This is a genomic window from Candidatus Neomarinimicrobiota bacterium (assembly GCA_018651745.1).
Lineage (GTDB): Bacteria > Fidelibacterota > Marinisomatia > Marinisomatales > TCS55 > JAAZYX01.
The window spans coordinates 1-14518 of sequence record JABIDL010000037.1 but is presented as its reverse complement, the minus strand read 5'-3'; the positions used below and the strand labels follow the sequence as shown (position 1 = coordinate 14518).

The following is a 14518-nucleotide window of genomic DNA, read 5'->3' as shown; positions in this document are numbered from 1 at the left end:
ATTCAATCGTCATTTTTCATCATATTAATAAATTTGTGGAATAAATATCTGCTATCATGCGGACCCGGGCTCGCTTCAGGATGGTATTGTACTGAAAATGCTGGATAATCTTTAGAGCGAAGGCCTTCAGATGTATTATCGTTCAAATTAATGTGGGTTGAAATTACATTGTTTGGCAGTGAATCCAAATCCACAGCAAATCCATGATTTTGGCTTGTAATTTCCACACCATTCGTTTCAAGATTTTTTACGGGGTGGTTCATCCCGCGATGCCCAAATTTCAGTTTAAATGTTTTTGCGCCTAAGGCTAATGCTAAAATTTGGTGTCCAAGGCAAATTCCAAAAATGGGTTTTTTGCCAAGCAATTTCTTCACCATATCAATTCCATACGTAACAGCCGAAGGGTCACCCGGGCCATTACTGAGAAAAACACCATCTGGATTAAAATCCAATATTTTCTTCGAGGACGTTTCGGCTGGAAAGATGGTAATATCGCAATCCTGTTCTTCTAATAACCGAAGGATATTATATTTTATCCCATAATCAATTGCAGCAACTCTGTATCGTTTTTTATCACCATTTTGTGACCACTTAAACTCTTTGTCTACAGAAACTACTTTTGCCAAATCCAACCCTGACATATCCGGAGTCTTGAGTAATTGTTTCAAGAGCATATCTTTTTCGAAATCGATAGTTGATATAATTCCATTCATAGCTCCATTGTCCCGAATATGCCGTGTGAGCGCTCTAGTGTCAATTCCCTGAATTCCGATAATGGCTTGTTCTTTTAAATAATCTCCAATAGACTGGTTCGCTCGCCAGCTCGATGGAACTTCTGTTCCTTCTTTTACCACAAACCCCGCAACTTGAATACGATCAGATTCAATATCTTCCGGATTCACTCCGTAATTCCCGATATGAGGGACAGTCATAGTGACAATTTGCCGGCGGTAGGATGGATCTGTCAGAATTTCCTGATATCCTGTCATTCCGGTGTTAAAGCAGACTTCGCCCATAGTTTTCCCCTCTGACCCGAAAGAGAATCCTTGGAACATTCGCCCATCTTTTAAGAGTAATACTGCTGGTTTTATGTGTTTATTCATGGGTAAAAAACATTAGTATTTATTTTGTTGCTACTGTCAAAATTACTGTGCCAAAATTAAATCTTATACTAATTACATTTCTGAACCCAGCTTGTTTCATCAGATTTCGCATTTCTGCTGCAGTATAAAACGATTCAATAGAATCAATTAGATACTGATAAGCCGATTTGTTTCCACGAATTAATAGATTACCAACCGGAGCTATGATTAGCCGATGATAGAGCCAAGTTGCTTTTTGGGTAAAACCACTTTCCGGTTTACAAAATTCCAGGAACCCTAATTTCTTCGAAGGTTTAATTACTCGGTATAATTCCGATAGTCCTTTTGGTAAATCCAGCAGGTTACGGCCAACAAACCCGGCTACTGCCCCATCAAACGTATTTTCTTTAAATGGAAGCGCTTCTCCGTCTCCTTGAACCAGCTTTAACCACTTTTCGCTATTTGCACCTGCTTTCATTTTCATTTGATCTAGCATCTCCGGCACTAAATCTAATGCAGTCACATGCGCAGATGAATGTTGCCTCAAAGCAAAGCTGAAGTCACCAGTGCCAGCACCAAAATCCAAAATTTGGGCATCCTTACTATAATTCAGATATTTTACACTCGCTTTTCGCCATCGTAAATCACCTCCAAGGCTAAATACATGATTTAGAAAGTCGTATCGTTTACTGATATCTTTAAACATAGCTGCCATATCCGTTTTCGTGCGGATAAAAAAAGAGCCCCGATAATGGGGCTCTTTTGAAGATTTCACCAGGTTGGACAAAATTAAAGTATCGTCCCTAGCCAATAGCCAACTACCATTAAAATTCCGACACTAAAGTGAGTTCCAATCGTAGAAACATTAACCATCAACAATTCATAAGGTAGTTTTTCTCTATCAGCATTTTCATCCGACCAGCGCTTGAGCCAATCTGCGCCCATGGTCATGGCTTTTCTCGCTAATAAAAACGGTAACATTGCAACCAATATCCATGGTGTGGAAAAATCAGAATTCACTGCACCGGCTATTCCAAGAGCGAGAACATATAAAAAAGTAAAATAGAGAGCGCCTTTATAGATAGCAAATGGTCTAGCATAATTTGCAACAGGTTCTCCGTCTGCTGTTCGAACAATCCAAGTGCGTTTACCAACTTCTCTATCAGCATTAAAATCTTGAAAACCATTGATAAATAAAATTAATGCTACCATTACCGCAACTGGAACTGAAGCTGCCAAAATGGGAAGAAAATTCCATTCTAATGCGGGGAGCGCGCCAAATGTCTGGAAAGATTGATATTGAACATAATGTGTTCCCAAAGCCATCACGGGACCAAATCCTAACATAACAGCAATATCGCCAAAACCATTATAACTCAATCGCAATGGGGCGCCTGTGTAAAAAACACCCAAAGCAACACCGGCAATTCCAAACCACAAAAGAGGGCTTAGAGCAAAGGGTGCGCCATGTAGTGTTGTATTAAGATTTAGACCAATTGTAATAGCGCCCAAAAACATTCCCACTGCTAACACAAATACTTTCGTCGGGGAAAACAATCCCGCTTGGATTGATCTAGATCCGCCATTAAAAGGACTGAATAGTTTATTAGATTCATCGTTGCGGGTCATATGATCTGAATAATCATTAGCTAAATTCGTTCCCGCGTGGGCAAGTATTGCCCCTAAGAGAGATAACCAAAATAAATTCCAGTTAAACATGCCGTAATTAAAGAAAGCCACCGCTCCGCCCAATGCAACCGGAGCAATCGTAGCTGTAAAAAACGGTGCCCTTACAGCTCGCAAGTATAGCCCGACTTTGCTTAAAGCGCCTTTAATGATAGAAGATGATAATGATAGACGATTTTCCGGAAACTCTCTCCATTCAAACTGTTTCTCGGAATAAAAATCCACATATTTAATTACAGTTGGTTTGATTTTATAATACCCGATCACTTTATTTTTTTTGAGAAATTCATCATTCATATATGGCTTAAATGCTTCAGTCACTTTGCAAATCATCCCATAAGCTTTCTCAATTTCGGCTTCATCTTTTATCTGAGTTGCCCTGCCTTCAATTTGGAGTTCCTTAATTCCCTCACACCCATCAGGTCTGACGACGCATTGGACATTGGGATTCACGCGAATTTGTTCTGCTTTGCGAGATGGATTAAATGTGAAAAAATAAAGATCAAAGCTATCGTTAGCAAAAAACACATTAGCTGCTGAGGCGTTTCCACCTACTGAAGTGCCTAAGGTCAGAAAATTGGCTTCGTTTAAAAGGCTTAGTATTTTTTCATCTATTACATCATTCATAATCTTGTTCCCTTTATAATTATCTCTGATAAATCCATTGAAATTAAGTAAACAGCCACTCCCACACCAACGGAAATTACATACCAAAAATATCTATTTTTTAGTTAAAGCCCAAGATCCGTCCCAATCATCACCGGGAGGATTGTCCCGATAATGTTCGCACCGGGGGATATATATTTTACTCGGATTTGTCTTTCGTCCAGGGAACATATCTTCAAGCTCATCGGATGCTTTAAACGCTTCAATTGCTTTCCCCCAATTCTGATTGCGATACAATTTGACAGCTTCGTGATATGCTGGCAATAATTTATCGTAACCTTTGGGCATTTGCCCCTTCTCTGCAATAAGTTCAAACACTTGTGCCGGTTCAGTTTTTCCCATCACAATAACAAAATCCAAATCTCGCCAAATAAATTTGTCCATGCAAGCCTTGTAAGACTCTTCGGCAACTTGAATATATACACCATATTGCTTTGCGGATGCTTCTAGGCGAGCCGCAAGATTGACCGTATCGCCCATCATAGTATAATTCATGCGCATCGTTGATCCCATATTTCCTGTAACCATCGGACCCGTATTAATTCCAATTCTGTTTTGCATATTATGGACAATTTCCGGCCACCTGTCACCATCGGATTGCCATTTTACGCGCAGTTCCGCAAGACGTTCTTGCATTTTTACTGCTGTAAGGCAAGCCCAGTATTCGTGGTCTTTTACCGGTGCAGGCGCCCCGTAAAATGCTACAATTGCGTCCCCGATGTATTTATCCAAAGTTCCCTTGTTGTCCAATAAAATATCCGTCATTTCGGTTAAATATTCGTTTAGAAGCTCTACCAAATCAGATGCGGTTAATTTTTCCGAGAAACCGGAAAAACTCTGAATGTCCGTAAAAAATGCCGTATGGTAACCTTCCGTACCTCCAAGCTGAGGCTCTTCCTTATTATCATACATTTGGTCAATAAGCTCAGGAGAGATGTAGGTACTAAATGTGCTCTTTAAAAAGCGCTTATCTTTTTCAACAACGAGGAAATTATAAAGGAATATCCCGAGGTATGTCCCTGCCATACTCATCGCTGGACGAACAATTTCCCACATGACAAGATTAGATAAAAATTGAGTGTATGTAAATAAAACCCATGCAACAATACCAACCAAAGGAGCTGGAAGTGTGTAAAGCGGTTTGGTTGGAATGCTTACGAGGATTCCAAGGATGGTGCCCACAATCAAGATCACCATCAAATTTGTCCCGGATGACGTTGGAAGAATAAACTGATTTTGCAGAATACTGTGCATCACATTAGTATGAATTTCTACACCCGCAAACGTTTCTTGTACTGGAGTGTTTCGAAGGTCCATTAAACCAGGCAAGGAAGCTCCAACAAAAGCAACTTTGTCTTCAAAGTAATCGGAAAGGTTTGGATCAATACAATAGCTATACGGCAAATAGTAAAACGTTTTAAAGCGTCCGTAATAATTCACATACATGCGACCGTGATCATCAATGGGAATTTCTCTGACAATTGTATTTGTTGTATCGATGAGCCGCAACACATGGTTTTCAAAATCATAATCAAAGCCACCGTCTTTTTTTATTCCTAGAATATCAATTACAGCAGACATTACCAAACTCGGATATACATGGTTCGGACCTTCAAAATAAATAGCGGTCGGTGCACGACGGATAATGCCATCTTCATCTTGGGGGAAATTTGCACTTCCAGATCCAACAGATGCAGAAAGTAGTTCTACATATGTATTCCCGATGCGGTCTGCTGTCGGCAATTTTTCAGCAATCTCTTTTGGGATGCCGCTAATTACGTGATTTTCGTACTGATACCCTTTCGGTTCAGATTCCATCTTGTATAAAAAATTGAGGCTGTCTTCCTTTTCAAATACAAGAGCATGATAAGCTTTTTGGGTTGCAGATGTTTGGTCAATAAAAGCATATGGATCTCGGGTGAAAAGGAATTCATTTACACGATCTACCATATCTTGAGTTTTAAAAGTATGATCACTAATCAAGTCCGAAAATAGGAAATAATTATTCGTGTTTTCCGGATCGAAAATTATGTCAAATAAAATCGCTTTTGGATTTCCCATCGCAACAGACTCAATAAGTTGACCATGTAGGGCATGAGGCCAATCCTTGTAGTTCCCAAGTCCTCCATCTTCCGGAGCGGCAACAGAATTCTGATCAATATCTATAATAATAACATCATCAATAGACTGTTCTTCTACGCCGGAAACTTTGGCTTTCATACGAGAATCGTAGGAAAGATATTCATATCCGTCAAGGAGAGATTTTATAAATGGGATTTTTTGAGTGCCAAGACCTACAAATAGAGCCATACAAAACCCAATAAGTGCACCAATGCTTACGCGCTTTAGGAGATCAGACATGGTTGGAAAATAAGGAAAAGTGAGGCGTAAGGTAAGCGGAAACTGCTATTGGGAATCCATTTCCTGATTCCACTTAACAAAGTCGTTTTCTACGTCTAATGATTGATCAAATTTAAACATGTGGTATTTGCCGTCTTTCCGGACATTGATTTGCATACCTTCCACGAGACTGATCCAATCTTTTAACGTGACTTCGTAAGGTCCTAATACTTCGGTTACGGGCCCTAGCGTGAATTTTGGTTTATTTGGGTTGAGACTTCCGGGTGTAAATCCTTTGCGTTTCTCTTTCCGTTTTTCGCTAATGTTTTTTGCTGCATTGACATCAACTTTCCCTTCATAAACCAATACTGCGCTTTCATCTTCTCCGGCAGTGGCGCGATATTTAGTTCCGCGGATAGCCGCAACCGCGGTTGGAGTTCGAACAGCAACTCTCTTTTTTTCACCAAAGGCTGCCTTAGCAGCAACCCATACACTCCCTTTATTCAGGTTAGCACTAAAATCTTTAGTCATGGGCTTAACGCTAGCTACTGTTATTTCAAGTTCCGAATTTTCTCCAATGCGTACCTTACCACCTCCAGTCAAAGTAATTTCACAGCGGGATTTAGCGAGCGTCCGAATAACATCATTTTCGTTGAGAGGCATTTTTGGTTTGGCACGCACCCAATCCGATGATCCGGCGGATTTGACTTCCACCTTACCAAGTGGTAAACTGATTTTACCAAATTCAGCAGCATTAACCTGCGCCGAGAAGATGATATAGGTTAATAAAGCCGATTGAAAATATTTCAATTGTGAAGTGGGTTTTCGAATCAAGTGGTTATTTCACCATGATCATTTTACGGGTGTTTTGGTATAGCATTTGACCAAAACTGTCAACCGCTTCCAACCTATAAAGATAAACGCCGGTTGGCACTTTCAATCCTCTGGAATCGGTTCCAATCCAAAAAGGATTATGATGGCCTTTTGTCATGGATTGATGATCAAGTATGCGAGACACTTCTTCACCGCGTATATTATATACTGAGAGAGATACATAAGCATCTTCACCTAAAACGATTGGGATAGATGTTACCGGATTAAACGGATTTGGAATATTCTGTCCCAGCGCATATGAATCTGGAATCAACCCATATTTACCTATTTCCGTTTCCACATCATCTTCATCTCCTGCAACAATCACAAAGGATCTTTCTTTTTCGGATCCTGTTGAAGCATAAGAATAATTCGGGTTTACCGAAACATCGTGAACTAAACCAAGATCGAGATCCACGAGGTGAACCGTCCAACTTGGTTCAAGCAAAGTCATCCATTCAAAATCGAGATTCACAACGCCATATTTGTTTGTTGTAACCACAAGCGGCCATTCATTTACTGCGTTCCCGGTTGGTTGGATGTCCGTGTTATACAGTCCGTTATTTTGTGTCCAATTCCGATTGTCAAATGCAAGACTAATATATTCCCCGATGACAGGGGGTTCCCGAGAATCAAGTTCGTCCCACTCGTTAGAGGCGTTGATAGAAAGCCCAAATTGATTTTCATCATCACGCGCATTTCCGATGTATGCCTTTATATTGGCGGCAAAATCGAGTGAAATTTCGGCAGCCGTTCTTGCTACCGGTTTGCTAATCCCTGGACGCGGATATTTTACCTTAATTTGAGATGTTTCATTTACAAACAGCCAATATCCGCTCCCCTGTTGGAGTTGGGTTGTTTGCGTATAGCCGTTTCCGGTATAACGATAGACTTTATCTTCAACATTTCCGCTTTGAATTTCAAATGAACTTAAATAGGTATCTGCCGCATAGGGCGTTGCAACCATGTTCCATCCGGGCTGGAGCGTTACTGTCGGTACATTGACGAGTGGCGTTGAAACTCCGCTTCCCGCCTTTAATGTTTGTCCGCTTGCGGTGATGACCCAAAATGCTGTAGTCGGAGTGAACTGTCCAGAATTTTCATTATACGTCGCACCTTGTGGATCGTACCGGAAAACGCGATAAACGGTATTGTCATATGCTCCAAGATCATCTCCAACCACGCCATTTATGCTTTTATCATCCAAATTCCCCGGAACAGAAATCATTCTGTAAGTATTTGCAGATGTTGATCCTAGTGTTAATTCACCAAACGATATCGGGATATTTACCGTGTCAGATGTTGAAACGCGGTTCCAGGAATCGGTAACAACCACTGTAGCGGCCAACCCAGCTGCCGTTATTTCACCATCGGGAATTTCCCCATCATAGACCATAGCGCCACTCGGATCATTTAAAGTGGTCGTGCCCCACCCGCTATCACCCGGTTTGAAATGTACTACTTTTACATCTGTGATATATTGAGATGATATTCCTGAAATCGTTGCCGTCACAGCAACACCTTGACCTTCGGATCCACTCATTTGGTCTAAGTCTGTAGAAACGGTATAAGTCGGTAGAAAATTATCTCCGCCGCCTACCGTCCACTGGCTGAAACTACCAACGTCCGCGCAAACAGTTCCTTCGCTTTCATTGTAAGTCATATCGCCACCTGATATCTGAATCCAATCTTCCTGCGAGTAACTCGGACGGTAATAAATGACCAAGCTGTTAAAGTCGGTAATCCCATCCAACATCCCGGCTGCGTCAAGTTGAGTCAAATCAAAGCAGACCGTTGCCGAATTAAAATCAAAATCAGCGGTAATTTCCCAGTAGCGGTCGGCCATCCCGGTAGAATCATCACTGGGATACATTCCGTCCACTAATGTTGCAGTAATGGTACCACCAGACCCGCTTACACCAGAAAAATCAAAACTCGTATTGGCAGCATCTAAGTCGTAGGTACCATCCGAGCTGACCGTTGTCGTGTCTGTTGTAATCGATGCATCGGCATCATCGTAAACATCAATATCGTAGGGAATAGTTACGTCCCCATTTCCGTTATTCCTGAGGGCAATGGAAATATTTCCTGTTATATTATCAACATTGGGAAAATCCAGCTGGCAGTGGATAAAATCGTTACCTCCAGCACCAATACCAATTGGGTACCATTGAACTGAAAATTCAGAATTATCTGTCGTTACATTATCAATAAGAGCGGGACCGGAACCATCGTTCAATATTCCAAAATACAAATCCACGACTTCACCCGTTATAGCTGTAATAAACAGATCAGATGTTTCGGTGTACAAATTCCCGGCGTTATTATACGTTACGTGCGTTTCGGGAACGTCCCCTATACCAGCGCTAACCATTATATCAGAAGTAGTAATATACGGCTCAAGTTCTCCCGGTGTTTCATCGCCATCATAATCAATAAAGGCAGCAACAGAATAGCTGTCACTTGAATTATCATAAATAGCTGAACTGTTAAACTCATAATTCATGCTGTTGCCGGATGACATGCCACCAAGATTTACCATGTCGCCATTATTCCCCCAATCTGCGATATTTTCTGAATTTTCTCCAGGCCAGAACAGGCCCACAATAGCATCACCACCGGCAATTTTATTCATATCAAAAGTTAGAAGTCCGGAAACTTTACCCGCATTACCGCCACCGGTGGAAAGAACCAAATCCACTCCAAAATATTCGCCAGAGGCATCAATAGTAATATTTTCCACCATGCCTTGGGGCTCTCCATCATCCCAATTCCAGTTATTGTTAGTGTCAAAAAATCCGCCCACAGTATAGCAACAACCGGGAGTTATCTGATCGTCCTGTACATCAAAACCGATATTCGAGAATGGTGAATTTTCTCCCCAGCTTGGAATGCTAATATCCGGTGCATTCATGGTGTTACTACCAGGCAACCAAACACCTATGTTCACCTGACCGTTTCCAACATTTTCATTAAGGCTAACACCGCCACCAATTCTCCCGCCTGTTCCGCCACCGCCGAACGGAGTATCTGAGCTCCATATCGGTGTTCCCGTCGTAAATGACCCGGTATAATTGTTACCGCTGTCATCATTTAGTACACTGCCGGTGTTCTCATTACAATGCCATAACAAAACTGAACTTGCATCGGGGCTATAGTTCTGAGTCCAGGGGTCAAAGTTATTTCCGTCATAGCGGGCAATATCACTAACGCGAATTACATCTCCTAAACCATTCATACTCCAACCAACTTCCATTTGTTGATTCGTAAACCCGGTGAATGTCCCACCAGGCGATGAAGATTGTTGTTGAGTACCATTTACAAAAATTCTCATTTCGTTACCATTATAAACAGCGGCTACATGGATCCAATCATTTGGGGTTGGTGTGACCCCAGCGTTAAGCTGACCAATGCCTTCCAATTCAAACTCAATGTTCGAACTCCCATATCCAAATCTTACTACCTGAGTACTAGCAGAGTGATCTCCAATCCAGAACCATTCATATTCCTGATCGGTAGAATGTAATTTGAAAAACATTTCAACGGTAATCTCCCCGGAAGTGAAGCCAAAATTATTTACTTCTGCAGATCCGGAAACACCAAAATCCAGTGAATATTCATCGGTGCCACCACCACCTGTACTAATTGCAAAAACGCTACTCGTACCCTCTACGGCGGAAGCAGTATGTTGAACTTTTATCTGATAATTTGTTGAAGGCGTGACGAAGGATGGAATAGACCACCAGAAACTACCCCCCGTAGAACCGCTTGCATAATTCTGTACAATATCTGAATCATATGCATTGTTTTGCCACAATTCAATATCCACATTATACCCATTTCCGTCAGATGTGGTTGATATCCATTCTATAGACTCTCCTGTACCAGTGCTCCAATTGTCTCCCGTGCTTGGCGAGGTAACGGAAATAGTTAATGGCCCATTGCTACCACTATAAACCATATCTAATGTTCCGGCATTTCCGTAGGATCCTTGAATATCAAATGCGGGTGAAATTACATAAGCTTCGGTTGCATCATCTAGTTGCCAATCATTGTTTTGATCATAAAAAATCATTAAATGATACCCGTTATCATCGGTAATCGCATTATCCCAAACACTTGTAGGGTGACTCCCCGGGTATGTATAGGCGCCAAATATCCAATCCCAAGATCGGTTAGACCAATAATTTGGATCATCGCCTGGTTTTATGAGCCCAACTCTAGTTTCGCCACCCGATAAACTTTCATTACTTGTTACCGTAAATTCAATCATCTCAGTTGCGCCGCCACCCATCGTCCCATATTCTCCGACTAATGATAAACCCGTAACAGCTACATAGGCCTTTATCATTACGTACCAAGTCCCTTCAGTGGCCGTTAAAACACATTCTTCATTATTACCGCCGACATATGGACGGCAATCCCAATCGGTATCATTCGCAACCGGGTAGCTGCCGTGTCTTACATACAGGTCTGCGTCACCCGTTCCGCCGAAAATTTCAAACCGGACGGAGTCTTGGCCGGTGGGGACATCAAGGTAATACATCAGTTCTTCCTGCGAACTAATAGATATACCGGACACTGTATCTCCATTCACTAATTCTGTTGCTTGGGACCCTCCCTCAGCAGACAAAGAAAAATCATAGGAATTAGCTTCAATATTGTCCGTATCCGTGAATGCATCATTGCTGTACATCCCGCCGGCATCGTTATTGCCGTCACTATCCTCATCCAGCTTTGCAGCGATGTAATAATAGGTGTCATTCCAATCCGGATAATCAGGATCCATTACCTCAACCGTATAGCTCACCGATGATGAAAAATCTACCGGGGAAATATTATCCGTAGCAATCGGAATATCGGATGCAGCCGGCGGCCAGGATGACGGATTTTTAAATACCGCCACATTTAATCCGCCACTGGGAAAATTAATGGCATTGTCTGGATACGATATGAATCCGCTGACATCTACGCTTGGAGTAGGAGTGGGCGTTCCACACACACTTTGCGATGCGGGCGCTTCATCGGCACCATACACAGCAGATACATAGTAACAATACGTCGTTCCGTTGGTTAGGTCTGTTTCCCAAGCACCAACTGCATTTGTCTGGTCAAAAACATTCGGATTCCCCGGGTTGTCTTCCCTGTAAATTTTGTATCCGGTGTGCCCTGTATCATCGCAGATGCCGTCATCAATCGGCAGTGACCACTGAATGTAGTTTAGCCCGTCTCCATCTAGAACATATTCTATCTGGGATTCGCACAGGTTCGAGCCACCACCTGAACCGTTAATGGTAAACTCATCACTATAGTCACTTGTGCCACTATTACTATGTTCAATGTATATCTGAAAATGGTCGCTTGTCGTTACCGTGTCTGGTACATAAAATGTGTAGTTTCCGTCGTTTTCAGTACTGGGAACAATATTATAGTGGTAACTATTGTATTTATATAGAGTTAGGCTAACATATTCCCAACTATCAAGATTGGTATTCCAGGTAATTGAGTAGGAACTGCCTGCATCCCATACGGAAGCATCGGTAGGATTGGATATATCTATATAATCTGTGCCGCCGCCAGAACTAACGTTAATCGTACCAGTCATGTTAGAGTGATAGGTACAGTAGTAGCTAAAATTTCCTTCGGTGGAAAAAATATGGGTGAATGATTGCCCGGAAGAAATATCATAGGAATTAAAAGAGCCATCATTGGAAGTAGCAGTATGAGTATTGCTACCGTTATTTATCCACTTTACGGTATCACCCACATTAATATACTGGTCGACGGGAGAGAAATAGTTATCGTACATATAGATTTCAAAGAGTCCGGAAGTATTTCCGCCACCGCCATCCCCGCAAACGTTGGTGTTTGCATCCCATATACACCCGGCAGCTTCACAGGTGGGCTGCGTGTAATATGTATAACACTGTCCTTGTAGCGGCGCCAAGTTTAAAAGACTATATACTGTGCTAAGTGCTAATAATTTTTTCATCATTCTTCTCCAACCTTAACCGTTTGGTGGGTTTGGTGGGTTTGGTGGTTCAGGAAGTTCACCTCCGCCGGTTGGAGGAGGATCTGTTCCTCCGCCACCGCCCGTGTCATCGCCGCCACCTCCAAGTGCTGCCGCAGCGCCGCCACCAGCTACACCCAGACCGACCAATGTCCATAAAAGCCAATTACTACCGCCACCTTCTTTGGAAATTTTTTCAGGTTCCGGTGGTTTTATTCCAGCACGGGCCAACAAATCAGCCGGTGGCTGAAGTCCCATTAGTTCCCAAGCTACAATCGCAATCTGGTCCAACAACCCGTCAATTTCGCCTTTATAAGTTTTGCTGACAGCTTTTTCAGTTTGTCCTGTTTCTACGGAAAACATTTTGGCTTCGATAGTATAGGAGCTGCCTAGTTTCCCGAAAGACCCGGATATCATTTTTTGCACACCCAGCATGGCGCCGATTTCAGCCGCACACTCTGCGCTGGTACAACCGCTTTGCTGGAATCCTTGCTCATCTAAAATTTCATCCATCTGGTTGCGTTCCACCAAAATAACGGCATCAGTATTTACCAACTCACCGGCAAACCGATCTGTAAGGGTTTGGGCTTCCAACGCAGAAATGCCTCGTGCGTCAAAATCCAGTACAGCTGCCGTAGATTTATCAAGTGCCTCAGCAAAGCTAATTAGCATTAATACTGGAAGAAAAAATTGATTGATTGATTTAGTTGCATTCATGAAATGGTTCCTTTTTAGTTTCAATTCAGATTCAGTTTACGCAATTTTTACATTATTTACTGTGATGCTGTTCACATTAATTATTCCGAATCCGGCAATTCAGCCAAAAGTTCGTCTATAATTTCAGATAATTCTTTCTTAAATATTTCTTCTTCCCCTTCGTGAAATCCTTTCCTAGTCATGCGAAGTGTTTGGTAACCGTCCACAATAAACAATCTGGGTAATGTTTGTGCATTATAATTTTCCATCACTTTCCCGCGTAAATCATATAAAATTTCCATCGTAACACCTTTTTCTTTAAGGAATGGCCCGGCCTTTGGCATGTTTTCGTATCCAGGGTTCCCGCGTGTTGCCTCAGTAATATCAATCAGAAAAAATTTGATTTGTTTATCTTTATATTTTTTATAGACCTCTTCCAATATGGGTAATTCTTTCATACAGGGTGAGCACCAAGTTGCAAAAAAACTCATCAACACTGCATGTCTGTTTGGTTGGGATTGCGGACGTAAAAGCCGTTCATCTTTTCCGACAGTCCATTTTCTTAAGAATTCAAAATTAATCTTATCGGGATTAGTTTTAAGTGCCCACTTTGGCGCAATTTGCCCGATCATTAAATCCTTTGAATCATCTTTTTCCATTGCCTCATTAATGGCTTCTTCCTGGGCGAGCACCAAGGTCATAAACCCAAAGATTGCAAGTGTTACATAAATTCTAAATTTCATTTTCATTTACCCTTTGTATTATTGTTCAATCAAGAATAATCAAAACGCGACAGTCTCGCAGAACACCATAGCTGGAATCTGCCGATTTGATTTTCATAATGTCTGAGTTTCCGATCACTACATCTGTTTTGTTCGTACCGGCGGTAGCTACAGCTTTGACAATCAGCGGATTCCCCATAACTCTTTGATCCTTTGAAGCAGATTCGGGTGTTTTGGAATATCCCGCCACACCATTAGTAACAGCATATTTCCTGTCATAATTATTTGGTCCGTACACAATTCCACCATTTTGATCCAGTACTTGCGGAGACATGGCAGGGCGAACGCCGAGCCCTCTTGCATCAATAATCAATCCGGTAACTGCGCCGGTGGTTGGCGCAGATAAACCTGACTCAAGCCCCCCTGCGCCAACACTTTCGCTC

Annotated in this window: 9 protein-coding genes; all 9 read right to left on the bottom strand. The window is 42.0% G+C overall.

Annotation, left to right across the window (positions count from 1 at the left end; all coding sequences use genetic code 11):
* Window positions 1-2 precede the first annotated feature (2 nt).
* Complete coding sequence (gene carA, locus HOD97_06980; GenBank protein ID MBT4281339.1) at window positions 3-1103, bottom strand: glutamine-hydrolyzing carbamoyl-phosphate synthase small subunit; 1101 nt, start codon at window positions 1101-1103, stop codon at window positions 3-5.
* A gap of 19 nt (window positions 1104-1122) precedes the next feature.
* Window positions 1123-1788 carry a ubiquinone/menaquinone biosynthesis methyltransferase gene (locus HOD97_06975; protein ID MBT4281338.1) on the bottom strand — a complete coding sequence of 222 codons (666 nt, stop codon included), beginning with the start codon at window positions 1786-1788 and terminating at the stop codon, window positions 1123-1125.
* An 83-nt stretch (window positions 1789-1871) separates the two neighbouring features.
* Window positions 1872-3395: a UbiA family prenyltransferase gene (locus tag HOD97_06970; protein MBT4281337.1), complete on the bottom strand. Its 1524-nt coding sequence runs from the start codon at window positions 3393-3395 to the stop codon at window positions 1872-1874.
* Between the two features lie 93 nt (window positions 3396-3488).
* Complete coding sequence (locus HOD97_06965; GenBank protein ID MBT4281336.1) at window positions 3489-5795, bottom strand: adenylate/guanylate cyclase domain-containing protein; 2307 nt, start codon at window positions 5793-5795, stop codon at window positions 3489-3491.
* A gap of 45 nt (window positions 5796-5840) precedes the next feature.
* A complete protein-coding gene (locus tag HOD97_06960) occupies window positions 5841-6608 on the bottom strand; it encodes a FecR domain-containing protein (protein ID MBT4281335.1) in 768 nt (255 codons plus the stop codon).
* A 4-nt stretch (window positions 6609-6612) separates the two neighbouring features.
* Window positions 6613-12642: a hypothetical protein gene (locus HOD97_06955; GenBank protein ID MBT4281334.1), complete on the bottom strand. Its 6030-nt coding sequence runs from the start codon at window positions 12640-12642 to the stop codon at window positions 6613-6615.
* A 12-nt stretch (window positions 12643-12654) separates the two neighbouring features.
* On the bottom strand, window positions 12655-13374 hold the full coding sequence (locus HOD97_06950) for a hypothetical protein (protein ID MBT4281333.1): 720 nt from the start codon (window positions 13372-13374) through the stop codon (window positions 12655-12657).
* 80 nt (window positions 13375-13454) lie between these two features.
* Window positions 13455-14096, bottom strand: a complete 642-nt coding sequence (locus HOD97_06945) for a TlpA family protein disulfide reductase (protein ID MBT4281332.1) — start codon at window positions 14094-14096, stop codon at window positions 13455-13457.
* A 25-nt stretch (window positions 14097-14121) separates the two neighbouring features.
* On the bottom strand, window positions 14122-14518 hold a 397-nt coding region (locus tag HOD97_06940), incomplete at its 5' end, for a hypothetical protein (GenBank protein MBT4281331.1).